The sequence below is a fragment of the Pseudomonas sp. NBB genome, assembly GCF_032701105.1.
GTDB lineage: Bacteria > Pseudomonadota > Gammaproteobacteria > Pseudomonadales > Pseudomonadaceae > Aquipseudomonas > Aquipseudomonas asiatica.
The window spans coordinates 5,845,917-5,870,780 of the sequence record NZ_CP103994.1 but is presented as its reverse complement, the minus strand read 5'-3'; the positions used below and the strand labels follow the sequence as shown (position 1 = coordinate 5,870,780).

Annotated in this window: 25 protein-coding genes; 9 read left to right on the top strand and 16 right to left on the bottom strand. The window is 63.5% G+C overall.

Annotation, left to right across the window (positions count from 1 at the left end; translation table 11 throughout):
* The first annotated feature begins 133 nt into the window (after positions 1 to 133).
* On the top strand, positions 134 to 1,036 hold the full coding sequence (locus NY023_RS27030) for a response regulator (RefSeq protein WP_024087923.1): 903 nt from the start codon (positions 134 to 136) through the stop codon (positions 1,034 to 1,036).
* A 198-nt stretch (positions 1,037 to 1,234) separates the two neighbouring features.
* Positions 1,235 to 2,131, top strand: a complete 897-nt coding sequence (locus NY023_RS27025; RefSeq protein WP_013974816.1) for a M23 family metallopeptidase — start codon at positions 1,235 to 1,237, stop codon at positions 2,129 to 2,131.
* A 117-nt stretch (positions 2,132 to 2,248) separates the two neighbouring features.
* Here the strand turns inward: NY023_RS27025 and NY023_RS27020 are convergent, their stop codons facing one another.
* From NY023_RS27020 to phoB, 3 genes are all read right to left on the bottom strand, one after another.
* The gene (locus NY023_RS27020) at positions 2,249 to 3,589 is read right to left on the bottom strand and encodes a hemolysin family protein (protein ID WP_013974815.1); all 1,341 of its coding nucleotides are present in this window, start codon (positions 3,587 to 3,589) and stop codon (positions 2,249 to 2,251) included.
* Positions 3,590 to 3,762: 173 nt separating this feature from the next.
* Positions 3,763 to 5,070 (bottom strand): phosphate regulon sensor histidine kinase PhoR, encoded by a 1,308-nt coding sequence (gene phoR, locus NY023_RS27015; RefSeq protein WP_023661986.1) that lies wholly within the window; start codon positions 5,068 to 5,070, stop codon positions 3,763 to 3,765.
* A gap of 48 nt (positions 5,071 to 5,118) precedes the next feature.
* Entirely contained in the window at positions 5,119 to 5,808 is a 690-nt protein-coding gene (gene phoB, locus NY023_RS27010) for a phosphate regulon transcriptional regulator PhoB (protein ID WP_003253341.1), read from the bottom strand.
* 172 nt (positions 5,809 to 5,980) lie between these two features.
* Between phoB and NY023_RS27005 the strand changes: the two genes are divergently transcribed.
* Positions 5,981 to 6,352 carry a hypothetical protein gene (locus NY023_RS27005; protein ID WP_023661987.1) on the top strand — a complete coding sequence of 124 codons (372 nt, stop codon included), beginning with the start codon at positions 5,981 to 5,983 and terminating at the stop codon, positions 6,350 to 6,352.
* 120 nt (positions 6,353 to 6,472) lie between these two features.
* Here the strand turns inward: NY023_RS27005 and ubiA are convergent, their stop codons facing one another.
* Both ubiA and NY023_RS26995 read right to left on the bottom strand, forming a co-directional pair.
* The gene (ubiA, locus tag NY023_RS27000; RefSeq protein ID WP_013974811.1) at positions 6,473 to 7,363 is read right to left on the bottom strand and encodes a 4-hydroxybenzoate octaprenyltransferase; all 891 of its coding nucleotides are present in this window, start codon (positions 7,361 to 7,363) and stop codon (positions 6,473 to 6,475) included.
* On the bottom strand, positions 7,363 to 7,920 hold the full coding sequence (locus tag NY023_RS26995; protein ID WP_013974810.1) for a chorismate--pyruvate lyase family protein: 558 nt from the start codon (positions 7,918 to 7,920) through the stop codon (positions 7,363 to 7,365). The genes ubiA and NY023_RS26995 overlap by 1 nt, the downstream gene beginning before the upstream one ends.
* 227 nt (positions 7,921 to 8,147) lie before the next feature.
* On the opposite strand from NY023_RS26995, the gene NY023_RS26990 reads away from it, so the two are divergent.
* From NY023_RS26990 to NY023_RS26975, 4 genes are all read left to right on the top strand, one after another.
* A complete protein-coding gene (locus tag NY023_RS26990) occupies positions 8,148 to 8,315 on the top strand; it encodes a rubredoxin (protein WP_003253349.1) in 168 nt (55 codons plus the stop codon).
* A gap of 16 nt (positions 8,316 to 8,331) precedes the next feature.
* Positions 8,332 to 9,480, top strand: a complete 1,149-nt coding sequence (locus NY023_RS26985; RefSeq protein WP_024087920.1) for an NAD(P)/FAD-dependent oxidoreductase — start codon at positions 8,332 to 8,334, stop codon at positions 9,478 to 9,480.
* A gap of 186 nt (positions 9,481 to 9,666) precedes the next feature.
* Positions 9,667 to 9,966, top strand: a complete 300-nt coding sequence (locus NY023_RS26980) for an HU family DNA-binding protein (protein WP_013974808.1) — start codon at positions 9,667 to 9,669, stop codon at positions 9,964 to 9,966.
* Positions 9,967 to 10,114: 148 nt separating this feature from the next.
* A complete protein-coding gene (locus NY023_RS26975; protein ID WP_003258183.1) occupies positions 10,115 to 10,489 on the top strand; it encodes a helicase in 375 nt (124 codons plus the stop codon).
* Between the two features lie 126 nt (positions 10,490 to 10,615).
* Here NY023_RS26975 and NY023_RS26970 read toward each other — a convergent pair whose 3' ends face one another.
* The 6 genes from NY023_RS26970 to exbB form a co-directional block, all read right to left on the bottom strand.
* A complete protein-coding gene (locus tag NY023_RS26970; protein WP_013974807.1) occupies positions 10,616 to 12,019 on the bottom strand; it encodes an aminoacyl-tRNA deacylase and HDOD domain-containing protein in 1,404 nt (467 codons plus the stop codon).
* Positions 12,020 to 12,097: 78 nt separating this feature from the next.
* Positions 12,098 to 14,176 carry an ATP-dependent DNA helicase RecG gene (gene recG / locus NY023_RS26965; RefSeq protein ID WP_013974806.1) on the bottom strand — a complete coding sequence of 693 codons (2,079 nt, stop codon included), beginning with the start codon at positions 14,174 to 14,176 and terminating at the stop codon, positions 12,098 to 12,100.
* Positions 14,177 to 14,179: 3 nt separating this feature from the next.
* Positions 14,180 to 15,106, bottom strand: coding sequence for a hydrogen peroxide-inducible genes activator (locus NY023_RS26960; RefSeq protein ID WP_013974805.1), 927 nt, complete (start codon positions 15,104 to 15,106; stop codon positions 14,180 to 14,182).
* A gap of 94 nt (positions 15,107 to 15,200) precedes the next feature.
* Entirely contained in the window at positions 15,201 to 15,932 is a 732-nt protein-coding gene (locus NY023_RS26955) for an energy transducer TonB (protein WP_015272339.1), read from the bottom strand.
* Complete coding sequence (gene exbD / locus NY023_RS26950) at positions 15,929 to 16,357, bottom strand: TonB system transport protein ExbD (protein WP_013974803.1); 429 nt, start codon at positions 16,355 to 16,357, stop codon at positions 15,929 to 15,931. The genes NY023_RS26955 and exbD overlap by 4 nt, the downstream gene beginning before the upstream one ends.
* A 3-nt stretch (positions 16,358 to 16,360) precedes the next feature.
* Positions 16,361 to 17,335, bottom strand: a complete 975-nt coding sequence (gene exbB / locus NY023_RS26945; RefSeq protein ID WP_013974802.1) for a tonB-system energizer ExbB — start codon at positions 17,333 to 17,335, stop codon at positions 16,361 to 16,363.
* A 190-nt stretch (positions 17,336 to 17,525) separates the two neighbouring features.
* Between exbB and NY023_RS26940 the strand changes: the two genes are divergently transcribed.
* On the top strand, positions 17,526 to 18,383 hold the full coding sequence (locus tag NY023_RS26940; protein WP_023663581.1) for an SDR family oxidoreductase: 858 nt from the start codon (positions 17,526 to 17,528) through the stop codon (positions 18,381 to 18,383).
* A 130-nt stretch (positions 18,384 to 18,513) separates the two neighbouring features.
* Here the strand turns inward: NY023_RS26940 and NY023_RS26935 are convergent, their stop codons facing one another.
* The 5 genes from NY023_RS26935 to NY023_RS26915 all read right to left on the bottom strand — a co-directional run bounded on the left by NY023_RS26935 (position 18,514) and on the right by NY023_RS26915 (position 23,273).
* Entirely contained in the window at positions 18,514 to 19,245 is a 732-nt protein-coding gene (locus tag NY023_RS26935) for a hypothetical protein (RefSeq protein ID WP_013974800.1), read from the bottom strand.
* Positions 19,246 to 19,303: 58 nt separating this feature from the next.
* A complete protein-coding gene (locus tag NY023_RS26930) occupies positions 19,304 to 19,684 on the bottom strand; it encodes a RidA family protein (RefSeq protein ID WP_009684531.1) in 381 nt (126 codons plus the stop codon).
* Between the two features lie 23 nt (positions 19,685 to 19,707).
* Complete coding sequence (spoT, locus tag NY023_RS26925) at positions 19,708 to 21,816, bottom strand: bifunctional GTP diphosphokinase/guanosine-3',5'-bis pyrophosphate 3'-pyrophosphohydrolase (RefSeq protein WP_013974799.1); 2,109 nt, start codon at positions 21,814 to 21,816, stop codon at positions 19,708 to 19,710.
* 59 nt (positions 21,817 to 21,875) lie between these two features.
* A complete protein-coding gene (gene rpoZ, locus NY023_RS26920; protein WP_003253383.1) occupies positions 21,876 to 22,139 on the bottom strand; it encodes a DNA-directed RNA polymerase subunit omega in 264 nt (87 codons plus the stop codon).
* A 261-nt stretch (positions 22,140 to 22,400) separates the two neighbouring features.
* Positions 22,401 to 23,273, bottom strand: a complete 873-nt coding sequence (locus tag NY023_RS26915) for a LysR family transcriptional regulator (protein ID WP_013974798.1) — start codon at positions 23,271 to 23,273, stop codon at positions 22,401 to 22,403.
* 207 nt (positions 23,274 to 23,480) lie between these two features.
* On the opposite strand from NY023_RS26915, the gene NY023_RS26910 reads away from it, so the two are divergent.
* Positions 23,481 to 24,863, top strand: coding sequence for a glutamine synthetase family protein (locus NY023_RS26910; protein WP_015272334.1), 1,383 nt, complete (start codon positions 23,481 to 23,483; stop codon positions 24,861 to 24,863).
* The last annotated feature ends 1 nt before the right edge of the window (position 24,864 follow it).

The following is a 24,864-nucleotide window of genomic DNA, read 5'->3' as shown; positions in this document are numbered from 1 at the left end:
GCCGGGCGTTTTCGTTTGCGGTCGAGGAGCCGGCAGGCACCCGCGAACGATGTGAAGAAGTCCCGGCGTGACCAGGTTGTAGCAAGTGGCCATTATTCGGCGGTAGGCTAGTCGGGATTCAGAAGGAGTATCGATGAGTAAAGTGAATGTGCTGGTCGTGGATGACGCCCCGTTTATCCGTGATCTGGTCCGCAAATGCCTGCGCAATGCCTTCCCGGGCATGACCATCGACGACGCCGTCAACGGTCGCAAGGCAATGGCCATGCTGGGCAAGGAAGCGTTCGACCTGGTTCTGTGCGACTGGGAAATGCCGGAAATGTCCGGCCTGGAACTGCTCACCTGGTGCCGCCAGCAGCCTGAGTTGAAGAACCTGCAATTCATCATGGTGACCAGCCGTGGCGACAAGGAAAACGTCATCCAGGCGATTCAGGCGGGCGTTTCCGATTTTGTCGGCAAGCCATTCACCAACGAGCAATTGCTGACCAAGGTGAAAAAGGCCCTGACCAAGATCGGCAAGCTCGACAGCCTGATGTCCAGCGGCCCGGCACGGGCCAACTCGGCGTTCGCCAATGACTCGCTGAATGCGCTGACAGCCGGCAAGCCTGAAGCGGTGAAGGTCGCGGCGCCAGCTCCGGCACCTGCAACCGCACCCGCCAGGCCAGTGGCCAATGCCCCCCGGCCCGCCACTCCCGCGCCGACCGGTCGTGGCCAGGGCCAGTTGCGCCTGGCCGGCGGCATGCAGCCGTGCGTGATCAAGGCGCTGAGCCTGAAAGAGGCGCTGCTGGTGGTGCGCCGTGGCGAAGCGCTTCCCCAAGTACTGGAAGGCGCAGTGTTGGACCTGGAACAGGGCGAGAACGCCGAAGTTGCGCGCCTGAACGGCTACCTGCATGCCGTCGCGGCACTGGAACCCAAGCCTGACAGTGACTGGTTGCAACTGACCTTCAAGTTCGTCGATCAGGATGCCCAGAAGCTCGACTACCTGTCGCGGCTGATTGCCCGCGGGACGGCGCAGAAGCATTTCACCCCGGGCGCCTGAGTAATGACTACTGGCTCCATTGCGGGCAAGCCAGCTCCCACAGGTACAGCGTCAACTTCTGGCCTTGTGCATTTCCTGTAGGAGCTGGCTTGCCGGCAATGGGGCCAGTCCTGTTGACGCCATCCGACCAACTGTCATACCCGTCACAAAACCCCCTGCTAGGCTTCGACAGATCGCAACTGTCAAAAAGCCACTATCATGCCCGCCCGCCTGCTGCTGTTCTGTGCATTGCTCATGGCCTCGGCGTCGAGCCTGGGCATGACCATTTACGAGATCACCGATGATGGCCGTGTGACCTCCTATTCCGACCGGCCCGGCCCCGGTGCCAAAACCTTTGTGCGGCGCGTACCTATGGTCGAGGTGCCCGAAGGCCAGGTTCTGCTGAACGCGATAACCTTCAACGGCGGCGTGAGCTTTTCGGCCCGCAACCAGCTACACGTGCCAGTGGAGGTGGAGTTGCGCCTGGACAACCTGGTGAATGCACAAGGTGGCAATGCCCCGCGTACCGTGCGCCGGGTACTGCCGCCGCGCACCACGCAAATGCTAAGCGTGCTCAGGGGGCGCCCCGGGATGCTGCTGAACTACCGCTCGACCCTGCTACAGGCCATGGGCGACCCGGGCAAGCGGCCCCAGGGCTTCCGCTATGCATTCCCCTGGATTGGCGGGCCGTTCCGCGTGACCCAGGGCCCCAATGGCCGGGTCAGTCATTTTGGGCCCAAGGGGCGTTACGCCATGGACATCGCCATGCCCGAAGGCACCACCATCATCGCGGCGCGGGAAGGGGTGGTGGTGAAGACGGAGAACAGCCAGAGCGGGCGCGGCCCCAACCCCTCGGGCAATTTCGTCAGGATCCTGCACCCGGACGGTACCATGGGCGTCTACCTGCACCTGATGCGCGGGTCGGTGGTAGTGGCGGAGGGGCAACGAGTGCGGCAGGGGCAGATGCTGGCCAAGTCGGGCAATACCGGCAACAGTACCGGGCCCCACCTGCATTTCGTGGTGCAGCGCAATGTGGGGTTGGCGCTGGAGTCGATACCTTATCGGTTCGACAGGCCGATTGGTGGGTTGCCTGACTTTACCGCGGGTAACCCCTGAGATTTTTGGGGCCGCTTTGCGGCCCTATCGCGACACAAGGCCGCTCCTACAGGGATACGCGAACCCCTGTGGGAGCGGCCTTGCGTCGCGATGGGCTGCAAAGCAGCCCCCTGGCCCTCAATCCAGCTTGAGTACCTTGGCCAGCACGATCTTCGGCCCTTTCATCTTCTTGATGATGATGCGCAGCCCTTCGACCTCCAGCACTTCCTCTTCTTCAGGCACGCGCTTGAGCGTCTCGTAGACCAGACCGGCGAGGGTTTCCGCCTCGATATGGTCAAGGTCGACGCCCAGCAGGCGCTCGACCTTGAACAGCGGCGTGTCGCCACGCACCAGCAGCTTGCCCGGCTGGTAGGCGAGGATGCCGCGCTCGGTCTTGCGGTGCTCGTCCTGGATATCGCCCACCAGCACTTCCAGCACGTCTTCCATGGTCAGGTAGCCAATCACCTTGCCATCGGCTTCCTCCACCAGCACGAAGTGCGCGCCGCCCTTGCGGAACTGCTCCAGCAACTGTGCCAGCGGCATGTGCCGCGACACGCGCTCCAGCGGCCTGGCCAGGTCGTCGAGGTCGATGGTTTCGGGCAAGTGCTCGAGTTCGGCCAGTTCCAGCAGCAGGTCCTTGATATGCAGCAGGCCGGTGAACTCCTCACGCTCGGCGTCGTACACCGGGTAGCGGCTGAACTTGTGGCGGCGTACCAGCGCCAGGATCTGCTTCAACGGCGCATGGGCGTCGATGCTGACCATGTCCTCGCGCGAGTTGGCCCAGTCGACCACCTCCAGCTCGCCCATTTCCACGGCAGAGGCCAGCACGCGCATGCCCTGGTCGCTCGGGTCCTGGCCACGGCTGGAGTGCAGGATCAGCTTGAGTTCTTCACGGCTGTAGTGGTGCTCGTGATGCGGGCCGGGCTCGCCCTGGCCAGCAATGCGCAGGATGGTGTTGGCGCTGGCATTGAGCAGGTAGATGGCCGGGTACATCACCCAGTAGAACAGGTACAGCGGCACGGCGGTCCACAGCGACAGCAGTTCTGGCTTGCGGATGGCCCAGGACTTGGGCGCCAGCTCACCGACCACGATGTGCAGGTACGAAATGACGAAGAAGGCGACGAAGAACGAGATCGCCTTGATCAGCTCGGGCGTGTCCACGCCAAGGTATGCCAGCAGCGGCTCGAGCAGATGGGCGAACGCCGGTTCACCGACCCAGCCAAGGCCCAGCGAGGCGAGGGTGATGCCCAGCTGGCAGGCCGACAGATAGGCGTCGAGCTGGTTGTGCACCTTGCGCAGGATGCTGCCACGCCAGCCATGCAACTCGGCGATGGACTCGACGCGGGTAGCGCGCAGCTTGACCATGGCGAACTCGGCGGCAACGAAGAAGCCGTTGAGCAGCACCAGGAGCAAGGCAAAGATGATCATGCCGAAATCGGCGAATAACGAGGTGAGGCTGATACCAGGGGAAGGGTCCATGATGGAGTTTTTACGGGGTCCGTCTTCGAGATAGAGAGAAAAAAAGTGCCAGCTCTTGCTGGCACAGGGGGTCCAATGTAGCGGCTGGTGCGGTAAAAGCAAAGGGTGGCGGACTTATTGCGGTCCCTGTGGGAGCGGGCGTGCCCGCGAAGGGCTGCGCAGCAGCCCCGATCTCAAGCCTTGCCGTTGGCCAATTGTGCTGGTGCGAAGTGACAGGTAAACGTACTGCCATGCCCTGGCACGCTGCTGATCTCCAGTTTGCCGCGGTGGCGCATCAGCACATGCTTGACGATCGCCAGCCCCAGCCCGGTGCCCCCGGTATTCGACGCACGGCTGGAGTCGACCCGGTAGAAGCGCTCGGTCAGACGTGGCAGGTGCTTGGCATCGATGCCCACCCCCGAGTCCTGCACCGACAGGTGTGCGCCCTGGGCATCGGCCCACCAGCGAATCCGGATGCTGCCTTCGTCCTGGGTGTACTTGACCGCGTTGAACACCAGATTGGAAAAGGCACTGCGCAGCTCTGACTCGCTGCCCTTCAACTGCACACCGGGCGCGGCTTCAAGGGTGATGCGCTGTTTGCGGGGCCCGGACAGAGCCTGGGCGTCGTTCTTGATCGCGCAGAGCAAGGCATCGACCGCCACCGGGTGGTTGTCCGACGGATAGTCGGTGGCCTCAAGCTTGGCCAGCAGCAACAGGTCGTTGAGCAGTGTCTGCATGCGTGAGCCTTGCTGGCTCATCTGTTGCAGGGCTCGGCTCCAGCGCGGGTTCACGTCCTCGACGTTGTCCAGCAGGGTTTCCAGGTAGCCGGTGATGACCGTCAGCGGCGTGCGCAGCTCGTGGGACACGTTGGCGACGAAGTCCTTGCGCATCTGCTCCAGCTGGTGGATGCGGGTAACGTCGCGCACCAGCATCAGGTGCTCGTTGTTGCCGTAGCGGGTGATGTGCAACTGCACGCGCATGCGGTCGTTGATCGGCGAAGGGATTTCCAGCGGCTCGAGGTAGTTTCCTGCCTCGAAGTACTCCTTGAAGCGCGGGTGGCGCACCAGGTTGGTCACCTGCTGGCCGCCGTCCTGTGGGGTCTTGAAGCCCAGCAGGGTCTCGGCGGCGCGGTTCCACCATTCCAGGTTGCCATCGCTGTCGAGCATGATCACTGCGTCTCGCAGTGCGGCAGTAGACTCCTGCACCCTGTCGATCACCGCCTGCAGGCGGCCGCGTACACGCTGGTCGCGGCGTTGCAGGTGGTAGATGCTGTCGAACACCTCGCCCCACAGCCCGTAGCCATCGGGCGGTGCTTCGTCGGGTTGGTGGTTGCGCAGCCAGTCATGCAGGCGCAGCAGTTGCTTGAGGGTCCAGCCCAGGTAGAGCGCCAGGCCGATGGCCAGGCTCCAGCCATAGTAGCCACTGACCAGCCCACCGATCAGGCAGACGGTAATCAGCAGCAGCAGGTGGCGAATCAGGGTCGCGTGCCAGTTCTGGTTCAATTGACGGTCCTTGTACAACGACGTGCAGCTTGGCGCCTTTCAGCTCGATCAGCTCTTGGTCGAGAAGCGGTAGCCGGTGCCCCGGACGGTTTGTACCAGATTTTCGTAGGCTTCACCCAGCGCCTTGCGCAGGCGGCGGATGTGTACGTCGACGGTGCGTTCCTCGACATAGACGTTACCGCCCCATACCTGGTCCAGCAGTTGGCCACGGGTGTAGGCGCGCTCCTGGTGGGTCATGAAGAACTGCAGCAGACGGTATTCGGTAGGGCCCATCTCGGCTGGCTTGCCGTCGATGGTCACGCGGTGGCTGATCGGGTCGAGCAGCAGGCCACCGACTTCGATCGGTGCCTCGCTATCGCTCGGGCCGGTGCGACGCAGCACGGCTTTCAGGCGGGCGACCAGCTCGCGTGGTGAGAACGGCTTGGTGATGTAGTCGTCGGCACCCACTTCCAGGCCTTGGATCTTGTTGTCCTCTTCACCCTTGGCGGTGAGCATGATGATCGGGATGTCGCCGGTCAGCTCGTCGCGCTTGAGGCGGCGGGCCAACTCGATGCCGGAGGTGCCTGGCAGCATCCAGTCGAGCAGGATCAGGTCCGGTTTGCGGTCGACGATGATCGCGTGGGCCTGTTGGGAGTTTTCCGCTTCCAGGCAGTCATAGCCGGCCATTTCCAGGGCAACGGCGATCATCTCGCGAATTGGTGCTTCGTCGTCGACGATCAGAATGTTCCTGCCAACCATGCTCAAAACCTCTCCTGGATACGGTGTCTTGGCCCGCATTAGATAACGGAATTATTGCAGCTGTGTGACAGGGTGTTGGCCGTTCTGGCGACATTCCGTGACTGAACTAGGCTTGAAAGGGCCGTGGTTGTGGCAACTTGAACCCAATCCCCCCGAAACAATGGTGAATCCAATGACACGACAAACGCTGAGCTGGATGGCCCTTTTCACTGCGCTGGCGCTCCCGGGGGTGGCCTTGGCCGACCATGCGATGGAGAAGGGCGGCATGTGGGTCGATCATGCCGGCATGACCCTGTACACCTTCGACAAGGATGCGGGCGGCAAGTCGATGTGCAATGGCGAATGCGCCAAAAACTGGCCGCCGCTGATGGTCCAGGCCAATGACGAACCGGCCAAGGACAAGTGGACAGTAGTGATGCGCGATGATGGCAGCAAGCAGTGGGCCTATGACGGCAAGCCGCTGTACACCTTCATCAAGGACAAAAAGGCCGGCGACATGACCGGTGACGGCATGAAGGACGTCTGGCACGTTGCCAAGCCTTGAGATTGCCGGGGCCGCTTTGCGGTCCATCGCCGGCAAGCCAGCTCCCACAGGTTATGCGCAAGCTGTGAAGGCAGCGCTGCACCTGTGGGAGCTGGCTTGCCGGCGATAGGGCCCTCAGCTTCAACGCAGTGCGTAATCCAATACTACCCCGATAAACACCAGCATCCCCGCCCAGTGATTGTGCAGAAACGCCTTGAAGCACGACTCCCGGTCCAGCTTGCGCGTCGACCAGTACTCCCAGGCAAAGCACGCCGCCGCGCCCAGCAGCCCCAGGTGGAACCAGCCACCCAGCTCGAAGCGGCTGCCGGCCAGCAACAGGCAGCCCAGCGACAGCAGCTGCAAGGTGAGGATGATGGTGCGGTCGGCATCGCCGAACAGGATGGCGGTCGACTTCACGCCAATCTTCAGGTCGTCATCACGGTCGACCATGGCGTAGTAGGTGTCGTAGCCCACCGTCCACAGCAGGTTGGCGATGTACAGCAGCCAGGCGCTGGCCGGCAGCTCGCCACCCGCTGCGGTGAAGGCCATGGGAATGCCCCAGGAATACGCCGCCCCCAGCACCACCTGCGGGTAATAGGTGTAGCGCTTCATGAACGGGTAGCAGAACGCCAGAGCTACCGCACCGAACGACAGCCACACCGTGCGGCTGTTGGTGCACAGCACCAGCAGGAAGCTCACTCCGACCAGGATGGCGAACAGCGCCAGTGCTTCGCGCGGGCGGACCCGGCCGCTGGCCAGGGGGCGGTCGGCGGTGCGTTTGACGTGGCCGTCCACCTTGCGGTCGGCAAAGTCGTTGATGCAGCAACCTGCGGCGCGCATCAGCACCACACCGAGGCCAAAGATCAGCACGTTGGCCAGGGTTGGTGAGCCGTTGCCAGCAATCCACACCGCCGACAAGGTCGGCCACAGCAGCAGGTAGATACCAATTGGCCGGTCCATGCGGCTGAGCTGGACAAAGTCCCAGGCCCGCGGGTGCAGGCGGTTGAGCGACTTCAGCAGTTGCATGTACATCAGCGGTTTTCCTCCTTGGCCGCTTGCCACAATGCCGGCAGGAACACCTCTGCCACCAGCAGGTCCAGGCCGCCACGTTCGAAGCGCGACCGGCGGCCCCACAGCGCAGTATGGGCGGCTTCGCTCGGCAGCCAGGCCTGTGGATAACTGCACACCTCGATCGGGTGGCGGATGAATGCCTGATCGCAGAACAGCAACTCGCCCAGCGAACGGCTGCCCAAGGTTTCCAGGTCCAGCCCGCCGCGCTCCAGGGCACTGCGGCTGGCGACGCTGCGGGCGAACACCCAGGGTTGGCCATGGCCGCGCAGGTACACCTCGCGCACCCAGCCTTCGGCACCGGCGGCGATGCCCAGTGCCTGGCATTCGTCATCGCGCAGCGGCTGCCAGCCCTCGAATAGCGGCGTGACGGAGAAGTGATCGTTGGACAGGCGGGTCAGGCGACGGGTCAGCGAGCCCTCGTCGAACAGCCAGTGAAGGGTGGGCTGGTCGATGTCGGTCGCCAGCCGTGAATACGGCAGCCACGCGACAGCGGCTGCTTGCGGGGATTCGTACGACACGTCGGTCTGCTTGTTACAACCAGAGAGGCGGCGAGCTTAGCATGATTGCCCGGACTGCTTGCATACTGCTGACAGGGCCGCTACAAAGCCCCACGAATTGCCCGCAGGCTTCGTCGCGGGTAAACCCGTTCCCACAGGCTACGCAGTCGCTGTAGGAGCGGGTTCACCCGCGAAGAGGCCATCAGCAGCAACACAAAGCTCCAGCTTGAACCGAGGAAAAAGACCTGATGAAGAAGTGGCAATGTATTGTCTGTGGCCTGATCTACGACGAAGCCGAAGGCTGGCCCGACGACGGCATCGCCCCCGGCACACGCTGGGAAGACGTGCCTGAAGACTGGCTGTGCCCCGACTGCGGCGTGGGCAAGAGCGACTTTGAAATGATCTCCATCGGCTAATCGAGGAAAGCACGACATGACGTCCCCTGTGGTAATCATCGGTACCGGCCTTGCGGGCTACAACCTGGCCCGTGAATTTCGCAAGCTCGATGCGCAGACGCCGCTGCTGCTGATCACCGCCGATGACGGTCGTTCCTACTCCAAGCCCATGCTGTCCACCGGCTTTGCCAAGCAGAAGGACGCCGACGGCCTGTGCATGGCCGAGCCGGGCGCCATGGCCGAGCAACTGAATGCCGAGATTCGCACCCATACCCGCATCAGCGGCATCGACCCGGGCCACAAGCGCTTGTGGATAGGTGAAGAGGCAGTGGAATACCGCGATCTGGTGCTGGCCTGGGGTGCGCAGACGGTGCAGGTGCCGATCGAAGGTGATGGCGGCGATCGGGTGTTCCCGATCAATGATCTGGAAGATTACGCGCGCTTCCGTGCTGCTGCCGTCGGCAAACAGCGCGTGCTGATCCTCGGTGCCGGCCTGATCGGCTGCGAATTCGCCAACGACATGAGCCTGGGCGGCTTCCAGGTCGATGTGGTGGCGCCGTGCGAGCAAGTCATGCCGACCCTGCTGCACCCGGCCGCTGCCACTGCCGTGCAGGCCGGGCTGGAAGGCCTGGGCGTGCGCTTTCACCTCGGCCCGGTACTGACCCGCCTGCAGCAGGTAGCCCAGGGCCTGGAGGCGCACCTGTCCGACGGCAGCGTGATCGCCTGCGACCTGGTGGTTTCGGCCATCGGCCTGCGCCCGCGCACCGACCTGGCTGCCGCCGCTGGCCTACAGACCAACCGCGGCGTTTGCGTGGACCGCCAGTTGCGCACGTCCCACGCCAACATCTTTGCCCTTGGCGACTGTGCCGAAGTCGATGGCATCAACCTGCTCTATGTGATGCCGCTGATGAGCTGTGCCCGGGCCCTGGCGCAAACCCTGGCCGGCAAGCCGACAACGGTCGCCTACGGGCCGATGCCGATCACCGTGAAAACCCCGGCCTGTCCGCTGGTGGTCTCGCCGCCGCCCCAAGGCCACGAAGGCACCTGGCAGGTAGAGGGGCAGGGCAGTGACCTCAAGGTGCTCTGCCTTGATGCAGAGGGCACGCTGCTGGGCTACGCCCTCACCGGGGCGGCCGTGATGGAAAAGCTGGCCCTGAATCGCCAGCTGCCGGCCGTTATGGCGTAAATAGCTGGCGTTCTGTCGGATTTATCCTGTTGTTGCTTGCACAATGGCCGCCCAGATACTGGCGCGGCCCCTGTGCACGTGCCATCCTCACTTCCGTCTGCCGCAGATTAGAGCCTGCGGTGCCTTGAGCGCTGCTCCCAGGGCAGCACGGCATAACAACAAGAATTCCGTCAAAGAGGCTTCACTATGCGCAAACCAGAACTCGCCGCCGTCATCGCCGAAAAGGCCGATCTGACCAAGGAAAAGGCCAATCAGGTTTTGAACGCGATTCTCGACAGCATCACGGGTGCCCTGGACAAGGACACCGTGACCCTGGTCGGTTTCGGCACCTTCGAAAAACGTCATCGCGGTGCGCGTACCGGCAAGAACCCGCAAACCGGTGAACCGGTCAAGATCAAGGCCAGCAATACCGTGGCTTTCAAGCCAGGCAAGAATTTGCGCGACAGCGTCAACGCCCCCGTCAAGCCGGCCAAGAAAGGCAAGTGATCGCTCCCTGACAACCCCAGTGTCAGCCAAGCGGGCGCCTCAGGGCGCCCGTTGTGCTTTCTGCAGGCAAAATGTTTCGAACTTGCATAAATAGTTCTGGAAAAGGATAGACTGCGCGCCTTAGTCACTTTTAATTCGAGGCGCGTTGATGAAGTTCCGCTTTCTTCTCTGGGCCATGGGGCTGTTGATGGCCAGGGCCAGCCGCAACAACCCGGCTTTCCAGCAGCAGCTCAAGGGCAAGGACCTGGTGTTCCAGATGCAGACCCTGGACGGCAAGGTCGCCCGGCACTTCATAGTCAACAACGAACGCATCAGCAGCAAGGGCGGTGCGCACCCGCAGCCAGCGTTCGCCATCGCCTTCAAGGACGCTGCCTATGGTTTCACCACCATGCAGGCAGGTAACAAGCAACTGGCGTTCATGCAGGGGATTCAGGACAAGCACATCCAGATCAAGGGCAACCCGGCGCTGGTGATGTGGTTCCAGGGGTTGATGAAGTACCTGAAGCCGAAGAAGAAGGGCTGAAACTCAATAGGCCTGCTGACTCATACCCTGTGGGAGCGGGTTTACCCGCGAACACCGGCAACGCCGGTGCCATGCACCGCGTCGCGATCTTCGCGGGTAAACCCGCTCCCACAGGGGCCAATCATGTCAGTGAGGTGCGTGGAACTGCGAAGCCAGCTCACGCAGCAGGCTCTCTGCCTCGAGCACCTTGTTCACCACATCCTCGGCCTTTTCCCGGGTAATCCCCAGCCGTTCCAGCAATTCGTCTGGAATCTCCTGCTGTGGCCCCGAGCCAATCCCCCGCGAGCGTAGCAATCGTGTAGCCAGGCACACCAGGTTGGGGAACGCAGAAAACTCGCCGTCATAGGCCGGGTCGTGCTGGAAGCGCAGTGCGGCAGACAGTTCTTCCGGCATGTCCCACAGCTTCATCAACCAGGCACCGATCTGCTCGCGGCTGATGCCCAGCAGGTGTTGTTCCACATAGGTGTGGCACAGGTGCGGGTTGACCTCCAGGTGGCGGCAGATCAGCGAGAAGTGCGGCGGGAAAACGTGCGCCAACAGCAGGTAGCCAAAGTTGTGCAGCAGCCCGGCCAGGTAGGTCAGGCCGGCCTCAGGGCGCTCGGCCCGTGGCATGGCGCGGGTCAGGCCTTCGATGATCGCGGCGGTGTAGATCGACTGCTGCCAGTACGGCGTGGCTTGCTGCGGGTGGTCTTTCGGCAGGCTTAGGGTCTTGCCCAGCGCCAGGCCCAGGGCCAGGTTGATCACCAGGTCGAAGCCCAGCACACGCACGATGGCGTCTTCCACCGAGCGGATCTTGCCAGGTGAGGCGTAGTAGGGCGATGCCGCCCAACTCACCACCTGTGCCGCCAGCGCCGGGTCGGTTTCGACCACGCCGGTGATATCGTCGATGCTGGCGTTGGGGTCTACCCGTAGCTTGATGATCTTTTGCGCGGTGTCGGCCAGCGGCGGGATTTCGATGGTTTCTTCCAGGCGCTTCTGGATGCGCCGGGCAGTGAAGGCCTGGACGGCGTTGGTGATTTCCCGGGTGTCATCATCGGGGCGGTCGAGGTTGGGGCTGATTGCCTCGACTTCCTGGCCGAAGCTGCTGGCGCTGGCCTTGACCAGCATGCGCTTGAAGTGCGCGCGTTCGATTTCCAGCAGCAGGCCGGCTTCGCCAGACTGGATAAACACGGTTTCGGCGTCGAGCAGGCTCTTTTCGTACTGGCACGGCGAGCTGGTCAGCGCCGGAATGCCTGGCAGGGCCTTGAGCTGGTGCTTGTCCAGCATCTGCTTCAGGCGCGGCACCGACACCGCAGTGAGCTTGCGACCGGTCAGTTCGGCCAGGCGGTTGAGGTCCAGCAGCTGGCTCTGCGGGAATAGCACCATCAGGGCGCCGACCTCGTCGTCGAGCAGCACGGCCTGTACCCGCGACGCTGCCGGCAGGTGCGGATGTTCGACCACCTCGCGGTAGGCCACGCCGAGTTTGTCGAGCAGCAGCCGGATGACCGAGGGAGCGTGTGGGGTTGCGGTGTCCAGGGCAACTTCAGTCATGGTCCGTATCCACTGATTCCTTTAAACGCGAAGTATAACCAGCCTCTGGGCAAATCTGGATCCATTATGGGACCAGCGTCACACTTGGCCATATTGCTGGCCATGACGCAGCCAGCGATCGAGCAGCGGGCTGACGTGCTCCGGCCAGCGTGCGATCAGGGCCTGGGCGGCGTCGCGCACGGCCGGCAGCAGGTCGGCGTCACGCATCAGGTCGGCGACCTTGAACTGCAAAAGGCCTGTCTGGCGGGTGCCGAGCATCTCGCCCGGGCCACGCAGCTCCAGGTCCTTTTCGGCGATGATGAAGCCGTCGTTGGTTTCCCGCATGATCCCTAGCCGCTCGCGGCCGATCTGCGACAGTGGTGGGTGGTACAGCAGCACGCAATGGCTGACGGCGCTGCCCCGGCCAACCCGGCCACGCAACTGGTGCAGCTGTGCCAGGCCCAGGCGCTCTGGGTTCTCGATGATCATCAGGCTGGCGTTGGGCACATCCACGCCCACCTCGATGACCGTGGTGGCGACCAGCAACTGTAGGTTGCCGGCCTTGAACTCAGCCATGATCTCAGCCTTTTCCACCGGCTTCATGCGCCCGTGGATCAGCCCTACCCGCAGCTCGCCCAGGGCGCTGCCCAGCTCCTCGTAGGTGCTTTCGGCGGCCTGGCAGGTAAGCTCTTCGGATTCTTCGATCAGTGTGCACACCCAGTAGGCCTGGCGCCCTTCGGCGCAAGCGGCGCGCACCCGCTCGACCACTTCGAAGCGGCGGCTATCGGCCACCAGCACGGTGTTCACCGGGGTGCGTCCGGGAGGCAGCTCGTCGAGCACCGAGGTGTCCAGGTCGGCGTAGGCGCTCATGGCCAAGGTGCGCGGAATGGGTGTGGCGGTCATGATCAGCTGGTGCGGGCACAATTCCCCGGCCACGCCCTTCTTGCGCAGGGCCAGGCGTTGCTGCACGCCAAAACGGTGTTGTTCATCGATGATCGCCAGGGCCAGGTGCTTGAACTTCACCTCTTCCTGGAACAGCGCATGGGTGCCGACCACCATTGGCGCGCCATTGGCGATCTGCTCCAGGGCGGCTGCCCGGGCTTTGCCCTTTAGCTTGCCGGCCAGCCACGCGACTTCGATGCCCAGCGGTTCGAGCCAGCGCTTGAAGGTAATGAAGTGCTGTTCGGCGAGGATCTCGGTGGGCGCCATCAGGGCCACCTGGTAGCCGGCCTCCAGGGCCTGTAGCGCGGCCAGGGCGGCGACCACGGTCTTGCCGGCACCCACATCGCCCTGCACCAGGCGCATCATTGGCTCATGCTGGCTGAGGTCGTAGGCAATTTCGTTGGCCACCCGCTGCTGCGCGCCGGTCGGCTGGAAGCCCAGGTTGGCCAGGTACTGCGCCTGCAGGCGCTGGGCCTTGGGCAGCACTGGCGCGCGCAGGCTACGCAGGCTTTCACGCAGGCGTTGCTGCGACAACTGGTGGGTCAGCAGCTCTTCGAAGGCCAGGCGGTGCTGGGCCCAGTGCTGACCTTCGGCAAGCTCGTCGAGGTCGGCGTCGGCCGGCGGGTTGTGCAGGTAGCGGATGGCATCGTCCAGCGGCGCCAGCTGGTAGTCCCGGGCCAGTTCGTCGGGCAGCCAGTCCGGCAGGCTGCGCGGGCCCAGCAGGCCCAGGCTCTGCTGACAAAGCAGCCGCAGGCGTTGCTGGGTAAGGCCTTCGGTGGACGGATAGATCGGCGTCAGGGTCTGCTCGACCGGTGGCGGCGGTTCGTCGCCGTTCAGCGCCCGGTATTCCGGGTGGTAGATTTCCAGGCCCGAAGCGCCGGGGCGTGCTTCGCCGTAGCAGCGCAGGTGGGTGCCACGCTTGAGGCCTTCCTTCTGCGCGTTGCTGAAGTGGTAGAAGCGCAGGCTCAGCACACCGCTGCCGTCACCCAGGCGCACCACCAGGCTGCGGCGCTTGCCCATGGTCACGTCGGCGCCGCTGACCACGCCCTCAATCACCGCGTCCTGGCCAGGGCGCAGTTGACCGATCGGCACCACGCGGGTGCGGTCCTGGTAGCGCAGGGGGAGGTGGAACAGCACGTCCTGCAGGTTCTCCAGGCCGACCTTGGCGAGCTTCTCCGCCATGGCCTCGCCAACCCCCTTGAGTACCGTCACCGGGACCTTCGACAGCTCACTCATGACTCAGGCCGGTTGTTCCGCAGGGGCTTTGGCGACCGAGCACAGGCGGATCGAGTCGGCGAGGATCTCGATGGCCTTCGGCCGCGGGAAGCTGGCGCGCCAGGCGATGGCTACGGTGCGGAATGGTGCCGGTGCGGTCAGTGGGCGAACCTCGATGACACCGGGGGCGTAGTGGTGGCTGTGCACCGCCGACAGCGGCAGGATCGACACGCCAAGGCCCGAGGCCACCATGTGACGGATGGTTTCCAGCGAGCTGGACTCCACCGTGGTGTGCTTGGAGCCTTCACCGCCCTTGTTCAGCGTTGGACAGGCCTCCAGTACCTGGTCGCGGAAGCAGTGGCCTTCACCGAGCAGCAACAGGCTCTTGTCGTTGAGCATGGCGGTGTCGATGGTCTTTTTCGCTGTCCACGGGTGGTCAGCCGGCATCAGGGCGCAGAACGGCTCATCGTACAGCGGCAGGGTCAGCACGTCGGCTTCGTTGAACGGCAGGGCGATGATCACCGCGTCCAGTTCGCCGTTGCGCAGCTTTTCGCGCAGTACGTGGGTGAAGTTCTCTTCGATGTAGAGCGGCATCTGCGGTGCCACGCGGTGCAGCTGCGGAATCAGGTGCGGGAACAGGTACGGGCCGACGGTATAGATGGCACCGACCTTGAGCGGGGCGGTCAGCTGGTTCTTGCCGGCCTGGGCCAGCTCGCGAATGCCTTGGGCCTGCTCCAGTACCTTCTGCGCCTGGGCGACGATGCTTTCGCCGACTGGGGTCAGGCGGACCGCGCTCTTGCTGCGCTCGAAGATCAACACGCCAAGCTCATCCTCGAGCTTCTTCACACCGACCGACAGGGTCGGCTGGCTCACGTGGCAGCGTTCGGCGGCATGCCCGAAATGCTGTTCCTGGGCGAGTGTGACGATGTAGCGTAATTCTGTGAGGGTCATAACGTGCGTCCATGAAGTTGCGAGCCCAGCATAGCGACTGCAATCGATAGACGCACGTTATCAGACTTGCCGATTTGTGACAGAAACAAAAGTCTCAGCGGCGGTCCAGCGAGTAGACGAACGGGGCCACGACTTCGATCGTGCCATTGTTCAGCAACTCGGGTGGCGGCTTGGGTACCGTGCCGGCCCGACGGATCATTTCCAGGGTCGCCCGGTCCAGAGCGGCACTACCCGAACCTCCGGCCATGGAGTACGACACCACCTTGCCTTCGGCGTCGACCACGAAACGTAAGCGGTTTATGCCCTGCAGCCCGCGACGGCGCGCGTCTTCCGGGTAACGCTTGTACTTGGCCAGGTGACGCAGCAGGTCGCTCTGCCAGGTCGGCAGGGCTTTGCTGTTGGACGCAATGCTCGGTGCCGGTGCCGCGGACTTCTGCGGTGGCGTGTTGCTGGGCGGTGCGTCTACCGTTTGTTCGGTCGGCGGTGCTTCCTTCGGCGGCTCAGGCTTTTTCTCGGGCTTGGGCGGCTGTGGCTTGGCCTTTGGCTTGGGCGGCTTGGGAATGGCGATCTTGGGCTTGGGTGCCTCGGCCAGCTTCGGCAGTGGCGGTTCCTCGACCGGTGCCGGTGGCTGCGGCGCCGCTTTCGGGGGCGGTGGTGGCGCAGGCTCCGGCAACGGCGCCAGCTCGACCATCATGGCTGCCGGTGGCAGTTCGATGGCCTGGGGCACCGACCAGTTGAGCGTCAGCAGCACGGCGACCACGTGCACGCCCAGCACGATCGCCAGGCTGCCACCGTAGCGCGCCATGTTCGAGCGCGTTCTTGTCATTTCTTGGCTGCCGTCTCTAGACCTACCAGACCGACTTTCAGGTAGCCGGCCGCGCGCATGTTGTTCATCACTTCCATCAGGTCACCGTAATCCACGCCTTTGTCAGCCTGGAAGAAGATGGTGGTTTCCTTGTCGCCCTTGGTCTTGGCATCGAGCATCGGGCCAAGCTGGTCGGGGGCAGGGACCTGATCGTCACCGACGTACAGCTTCTGGTCGGCCTTGACGCTGACGAACACCGGTTTCTCGGGCCTCGGCGCCGGCTTGGCGGTCGAGGCCGGCAGGTCGACCTTGATGTCGACCGTGGCCAAGGGGGCTGCGACCATGAAAATGATCAGCAGCACCAGCATCACGTCGATGAACGGCGTAACGTTGATTTCGTGGTTCTCGGCGAGGTCGTCGCCACCTTCGTTGAGATGCAGGCCCATGGCTTACCCCACTTTCACCATGTGCGGGGCAACACGCTCGCTGCCCTGGTGGTCCAGATCACGGCTGACCAGCAGCAGCACCTGGGCGGAGGCGTCGGACACCTGGGCCTTGTAGCCGGCGATGGAGCGGGCGAAGACGTTGTAGATGACCACGGCCGGAATTGCGGCGACCAGACCCAGGGCGGTGGCCAACAGGGCTTCGGCGATACCTGGGGCAACCACGGCCAGGTTGGTGGTCTGGGTCTTGGCGATGCCGATGAAGCTGTTCATGATGCCCCATACGGTACCGAACAGGCCGACGAATGGCGCAGTGGAGCCGATGGTGGCGAGTACGCCGGTGCCGCTGCTCATGGTGCGACCGCTGGCGTGTACCAGGCGCTCCAGGCGGAAGCTGACGCGCTCCTTGATGCCCTCTTTTTCGCGGGCGTTGGCCGATAGGCGCATCTCTTCGAGTGCGTCGTGGACCAGGGTGTGGGCCAGGGTGCCTTCCTTGTTGGAAACGTCGCTGGCTTCCTTGAGGCTGGCGGATTTCTTCAGCAGGGCGATTTCACCACGCAGGCGACGCTTGGCGCCCATCAGCTCGAAGCCTTTGGCAATCCAGATGGTCCAGGTGATGATGGAGGCGATGGCCAGGCCGATCATCACCGCCTTCACCACCACGTCGGCGTTCTTGTACATGCCCCAAGGGGACAGGTCGTGGGCCATGCCCAGCGAGGTGTCTTCAACCAGAGCCTCGACGCTCGGGTCTGCAGCGACCGGGGCATCAACCGGGGTGGCGGCAACTGCACCGCCAGCCGGTGCTGCGGCTGGAGCAACTGCCGGAGCAGCCGGTGCGGTAGCGGCAGCAGGCGCGGCAGCATTGGCGGTTGGCTCATCGGCCATGGCCACCGGGGCCAGCACCAGGCTGAGTGTCAGCGCGGCGATGGCGCGCCAGGCGCGCGACGGGGTTGGCGAAGCGGAAGGTTGAGTACGTGTCATGCTGGCCGGACCTGATGAAGAATGAAGTTAACGTTCTCCAAGGCCTCGAGGTAGGCCGAGAACAATTTGGCGGCCATTATTGCAAGTAATTCTTGTTAACAAAAGTAATCTTGTTGCTTTTTTCGCCTATGGTCTAGCCATCCATCGTGTAGCGTGGTCGGGCTGATCAATTGGTCTAGGGAGTTTAGAGATGTCAGACCTTTCCGTGATGGTGGTGGGATGTGGTGATGTAGGCGGGCGTCTTGCCCGGCAGATGCTTGCGCGCGGCTGGCAGGTGAGCGGCCTGCGTCGCTCGGTCGGGCAGTTGCCTGCGGGGGTCGTGCCGGTGGCAGCGGACTTGTCCGAGCCATCGATTCCCGACACCTGGCCGCAGCGCGCGCCGGACTACCTGGTGTATTGCGTGGCGGCCAGCCAGCACGACGAAGCGGGTTACCAGGCAGCCTATGTCGACGGTTTGCGCCATGTGCTGGGTTGGCTGGCCGAGCGCGGGCAATGCCCACGACGGCTGCTGTTCGTGTCCAGCAGCAGCGTGTATGCACAGAAGGACGGCGAATGGATCGAAGAAGGCGCGGCCACCGAGCCTGAAGGTTATTCCGGGCGGTTGATGCTGGAGGCTGAGCGGCTGGCGCTGGCCAGCGGCATCCCGGCCAGCGTGGTGCGCCTGACCGGCATCTATGGCCCCGGCCGCGAGTGGCTGCTCAGTCAGGTGCGCCAGGGCTATCGCGTGGCCGAGGAGCCACCGCTGTATGGCAACCGCATCCATGCTGAGGATGCTGCCAGCCTGTTGGCGTTCCTGTTGCAGGCCGATGCCGACGGCAAGGTGCTCGACGACTGCTACATCGGCGTCGACGACGACCCGGCGCCGCTGGCCGATGTGGTGGCCTGGCTGCGGGCGTACATGGGGGTAACCGAGTGGTCGGATGAGCAGCGGGTGCGGCGTACCGGCAGCAAGCGCTGCAGTAATGCCCGGGCGCGGGCGTTGGGCTGGGCGCCGGTGTATCCGAGTTACAGGGAAGGCTATGCCGCAATCCTGAAAGGCGTGCGCTGAGTCTACCGGCCTCTTCGCGGGTAAACCCGCTCCCACAGGTGCTCCGCTGGATTCAAGCCTGGCGGTGTGCCTGTGGGAGCGGGTTTACCCGCGAAGAGGCCGGTGAGTTCGACCACGATTTCAGCAGGCTTCAGTCCAGTTCCAGCACCCACTGGCGCTTGCCGGCCGCCAACACTGGCATTTCATCCGGCTGCGCACGGTTCACCGCCTGGAAGATCTCCAGCTTGTCGCCATCGCGCTTGAGGATGAACGGCGCGCCACGCTGGTTGCGCTCCAGCCACAGGCTGTCATTGCTGCCACCCATGGTCGCGCAATCACCCGCCAGGCACAGGGCGAAACGGTCTGGCCCTGGCAGGCCGGTGACATTGCCGGTGTCGCCGAAGCGCACGCTGGCACCTTTGCCCTGGCCTTCGACGATCTTCCAGTTGCCGCCCAGGTAGGCCTGGTAAAGCGCCTTCTCGAAGCTGCCGCCTAGCGGTGCATTTGCTACAGGTGGTGATTTGACGCGCACGAAAGTCTGTTCACCCAAGGTTGGGTTTGCCACTTTCAATTCGTCGCCACGCAGCGTCAATCGGGCAGGTTCTGCACCGTCGGTACTAATCTGCCATTGGTCTTCATTGATGATCAGTTGACCATCCGCGCCTTCGAAGCCGTTACTGAAGCTCGCTTTCTGGCTTGCAACGTCCAGCTTCCATTCGAGCTCAATGCCGTGTTTGTTCAGGGTTTGAGTAACGCGGCCGCTTTCGACCACCTCATCGATGGCTTTCTGGTTGATCCAGGTGCCGTTCAGGTCTTCAGGTTTGTGGCTGGCGCAGCCGCCCAGAAGCAGGGCTGCCAGCGCGAGGGGCAGTGCTTGACGCATGACGGGGTAACCTTGCAGAGAAGGGAAGGTGACGGGCAGGGCGCCCGTCACCGGGGCATCATTCGATGACCAGAATGGCGTCCATTTCGACCTGGGCGCCTTTCGGCAGCGCGGCAACACCGATGGCGGCGCGGGCCGGGTAAGGCTGCTCGAAGTAGCGGCCCATCACCTCGTTGACCTTGGCGAAGTGGCTCAGGTCGGTGAGGAAGATGTTCAGCTTGACGATGTCCTTGAACGAACCGCCAGCGGCTTCAGCCACGGCCTTGAGGTTCTCGAACACCTGTACGGTCTGGGCTTCGAAGCCTTCGACCAGCTCCATGGTCTTCGGGTCCAGCGGGATCTGGCCCGACATGTACACGGTGTTGCCGGCCTTGATCGCCTGCGAGTAGGTGCCGATGGCGGCAGGGGCCTTGTCGCTGTTGATGACGGTCTTGCTCATGATGACTCCTTGCGGTTGGCGGACTACGTACGCATGCGGGTGATGCGGACCACACCGGTCAGGGTACGCAGCTTCTTGATCACACGCGCCAGGTGCACGCGGTCGTGCACGCTGACCACCAGTTGGACCACGCTGATACGGCCGTCGCGTTCGTCCATGCTGATCTTCTCGATGTTGCCGTCGGCGGCGTTGACACTGCTGGCCAGCAGGGCAATCAGGCCGCGCTGGTGCTCCAGTTCGACACGCAACTCGACATTGAACTCACCGGTGATGTCCTTGGCCCAGGAGAGTTGTACGCACTTTTCCGGGTTGTGGCGGATTTCACTGATGTTGCGGCAGTTTTCCAGGTGCACGACCATGCCCTTGCCGGCTGACAGGTGGCCGACGATCGGATCGCCCGGGATCGGTGTGCAGCACTTGGCGTAGCTCAGCACCAGCCCTTCGGTACCACGAATCGCCAGCGGACCTTCCGGTGCCGGCAGCTGCTCGCCTTCGGCCGACAGCAGGCGGCGCGCGACCACGTAGGCCATGCGGTTGCCCAGGCCGATGTCTTCGAGCAGGTCTTCGATCAGCTCCAGGCGGTACTCGGCGAGAATGGCCTGGATACGCTCCTGGGGGATCATTTCCAGGCTGCTGTCGAAGCCGGTGAGCACCTTGTTCAGCAGGCGTTCGCCCAGGCTGATGGACTCGGAGCGACGCTGCTGCTTGAGCGCGTGGCGGATGTGCGTGCGCGCCTTGCCGGTAACCACGAAGTTGAGCCAGGCCGGGTTCGGCCGCGCGCCCGGGGCGCTGACGATTTCCACTGTCGAGCCGCTTTGCAGCGGTTCGGACAGCGGCGCCAGGCGGCGGTTGATGCGGCAGGCGATGCAGCTGTTGCCGACGTCGGTGTGCACCGCGTAGGCGAAGTCGACGGCCGTGGAGCCTTTGGGCAGTTCCATGATGCGGCCTTTGGGCGTGAACACGTAGACCTCGTCCGGGAACAGGTCGATCTTCACGCTCTCGATGAATTCCAGCGAGTTGCCGGCACGTTGCTGCAGCTCGAGGATGCCCTTGACCCACTGGCGGGCGCGGGCGTGGCTGCCCTTGGGTTGCTCGTCGTCGTTGGACTTGTACAGCCAGTGCGCGGCAATGCCGTTGTTGGCCATCTCTTCCATCTCGCGGGTGCGGATCTGGATTTCGATGGGCACGCCGTGCATGCCGAACAGCGTGGTGTGCAACGACTGGTAGCCGTTGGCCTTGGGGATCGCGATGTAATCCTTGAAGCGACCGGGCAGCGGCTTGTAGAGGTTGTGCACCGCACCGAGTACGCGGTAGCAGGTATCGACCTTGTCCACGACGATGCGGAAGGCGTACACGTCCATGATCTCGTTGAAGGCGCGGCGCTTGCCGCGCATCTTCTTGTAGATGCCATAGAGGTGTTTCTGCCGGCCACTGACTTCGCCCTCGATGCCGTCGGCGGCCAGGCAGTTGGCCAGCGAATGTTCGATCTTGGCGACGATCTCCTTGCGGTTGCCGCGTGCGCTTTTCACCGCGCGGTGGATCAGCGACGAACGCATCGGGTGCATGGCCTTGAAGCCGAGGTCCTCGAACTCAACGCGCACGGTGTGCATGCCCAGGCGGTTGGCAATGGGGGCGTAGATCTCGAGGGTTTCCTTGGCGATGCGCCGGCGTTTTTCGCCGGACAGCACTTCCAGGGTGCGCATGTTGTGCAGGCGGTCGGCCAGCTTGACCAGGATCACGCGGATATCGCGGGCCATGGCCATGGCCATCTTCTGGAAGTTTTCGGCTTGCGCCTCGGCCTTGGTCTCGAAGTTCATCTGGGTCAGCTTGCTGACCCCATCGACCAGTTCGGCCACGGTCTCGCCAAACTGCTGGCTGAGGGCTTCCTTGGCGATGCCGGTATCTTCGATCACGTCGTGCAGCATGGCCGCCATCAGGCTCTGATGGTCCATGTGCATGTCGGCGAGGATGCTGGCCACGGCCAGCGGGTGGGTCACGTAGGGCTCGCCACTGCGGCGGCGCTGCCCATCGTGGGCCTGTTCGGCGTAGAAATAGGCGCGCCGGACCAGGTTGACCTGTTCGGGGCCAAGGTAGGTCGACAGCCGTTCGGCCAAGGCTTCTATACCCGGCATGGGTTCACCTCCTGCCGAGGAAGGGGGCCTTGCGCCGTGCGACGTCGACCTGGCATCAATCAGACAGCCTCGTTGTTCTCGTCCTCGAACGCGGCGAACACCGGATCCTCGGTGACGATCTCTTCAGCGGCGATGAACTCGTTGGTGACGATGCCTTCGGCGATTTCACGCAGGGCAACAACGGTCGGCTTGTCGTTTTCCCACGCAACGCGTGGCTCTTTGCCGCCGGTCGCCAGCTGGCGAGCGCGCTTGGTCGAGAGCATGACCAGCTCAAAGCGGTTATCCACGTGTTCCAGGCAGTCTTCAACAGTTACGCGGGCCATGGTCTTCCTCAGTAGCAATTGCGGTGGGCGTGCAGCCCGATAATGGGCAGGCGGACTCGATAGTTTAAAAAATCACCAGCCAATAGGGAAGCGCTGTTTTGTCGGGTGGTTACCCTCAAGCCCTGTGTTGCCTTCTTCGCGGCTAAAGCCGCTCCCACAGGGACCGCATTGCCCTCAGGTTCATCACCGCACCCTGTGGGAGCGGCTTCAGCCGCGAAAGGGCCGGAACAGACACCCTATCGCTTGAACCTGACGATAACCTCAGAGCATCGCGTCACGCAACCGCGGGGTCAGTTCCTCGAACAAGGTCTGCACCGAGCGCAACGCCCGGCAGTCCGGCCGGGTCAGCAGCCACAGCTGGGTGTCGCAACCCGGCAGCGGCCCGCTCAGCGCATCCACCCCGGGCAGAGCATGCACCATGTAGTCCGGCAGCGCTGCCACGCCGAGCCCGGCCGTGACCAGTTGAGCGATGGTCGACATGCCGCTGCACTGGTAGCGCGGGCTCAACCCCGGGTGCTGCTGGTTGCGCCAGACCACCGTAGGGTGGTCCTGCATCGAGTCGTCGGGGGCGATCCACGGCACGCTGGCAGGCGACTCGGCCAGACGTTCGCGCCACTGCGGCTGGCCGCAGACCACGTAGGAGGTGGACCCCAGGTTGCGGCCCACCAGGTGCTCCGGTGGCGTGTTAGTCAGGCGCAGGGCAATGTCGGCATCGCGCCGGCTGAGGTTGGCGAATGTGTTGGAAGTGCCCATCTCCAGCGACAAGGCCGGGTAGTTGGGCATGAATTCGGCCAGCGCCGGCAGCAGCAGGCTGTGCATCACCGCTTCGGTACAGGTCAGTCGTACCGTGCCGCTTACAACCTGCTCGCCACTGGTCATGGCGATGCGCGCCGCCTCCAGCGCCTGCTCGGCGCGTTCGGCCTGCTCGGCCAGGGCCTGGGCGGTGTCGGTCGGCAGGTAGCCTTTGCGGCTCTTGACGAACAAGGCGGTGCCCAGCGCCGACTCCAGCCGGCGGATCGAGCGGAACACCGTCGAAACATCGACCTTGAGCAACTCGGCAGCCTTGGCCAGCGAGCGGCCACGTTCCAGGGCCAGGACCAGGGAGAGGTCGGCATGGGTAATCTGATATTGCATTGGTGCACGCTCTGCTTGCCGAATTGCCAATGTCTGTTGCGTTTTGGCCATTTTATAGTGAAACGGCCCCCGGGAATCAATGCGCCCGGTCGGGTAACCAATCCCCACGATGGGAAAGTGAAAAGAACAACAGCTGCAACCATCGTCGCCCGTGAGGCGCCAGCCGTATCCCCCACATCGCCGCAGCAAATCAAAGGATGTACAGCCATGACGTCGGTAACCCCGTGCGCCAGTTCTTCCAGCGAGATGAATGACTTCCTCCAGGCCCATCCGGACACGCAGTACGTCGACCTGCTGATCTCCGACATGAACGGCGTGGTACGTGGCAAGCGCATCGAGCGGGCCAGCCTGCACAAGGTGTACGAGAAGGGCATCAACCTGCCGGCATCGTTGTTCGCCCTGGACATCAACGGGTCCACCGTCGAGAGCACCGGCCTTGGCCTGGACATCGGCGATGCCGACCGCATCTGCTTCCCGATCCCCGGCACGCTGTCGGACGAGCCGTGGCAGAAGCGGCCCACCGCCCAGCTGCTGATGACCATGCACGAACTGGATGGCCAGCCGTTCTTCGCCGACCCGCGCGAAGTACTGCGCCAGGTGGTGAGCAAGTTCGATGACCTGGGCCTGGATATCTGCGCCGCGTTCGAGCTGGAGTTCTACCTGATCGACCAGGATAACCTCAACGGTCGCCCGCAGCCGCCGCGCTCGCCGATTTCCGGCAAACGCCCGCAGTCGACCCAGGTGTACCTGATCGACGACCTCGATGAATATGCCGACTGCCTGCAGGACATGCTCGAAGCGGCCAAGGAGCAAGGCCTGCCCGCCGACGCCATCGTCAAGGAAAGCGCCCCGGCACAGTTCGAGGTCAACCTGCACCACGTGGCTGACCCGCTGAAGGCCTGCGACTACGCGATCCTGCTCAAGCGCCTGATCAAGAACGTTGCCTATGACCATGAGATGGACACCACCTTCATGGCCAAGCCCTACCCGGGCCAGGCAGGCAATGGCCTGCACGTGCACATTTCGTTGCTGGACAAGAAAACCGGCAAGAACATCTTCGCCAGTGACGACCCGCTGCAAAGCGACGCGCTGCGCCATGCCATCGGTGGTGTGCTGGAGACCATGCCGGCGTCGATGGCCTTCCTCTGCCCGAACATCAACTCCTACCGCCGCTTCGGCGCGCAGTTCTACGTGCCCAATGCGCCAAGCTGGGGCCTGGACAACCGCACCGTGGCCGTGCGCGTGCCCACCGATAGCAGCGATAACGTGCGCCTCGAGCACCGCGTGGCCGGTGCCGACGCCAACCCCTACCTGATGCTCGCGGCGATCCTCGCCGGTGTTCACCACGGCCTGACCAACCAGGTCGAGCCGCAGGCACCGATCGAAGGCAATTCCTACGAACAGCTGGAGCAGAGCCTGCCGAACAACCTGCGCGATGCCCTGCGCGCGCTGGACGACAGCGAAGTCCTCAACCAATACATCAGCCCGGATTACATCGATATCTTCGTGGCCTGCAAGGAAAGCGAACTGGCCGAGTTCGAAGTGTCGATTTCCGATCTCGAGTACAACTGGTACCTGCACACGGTGTAAG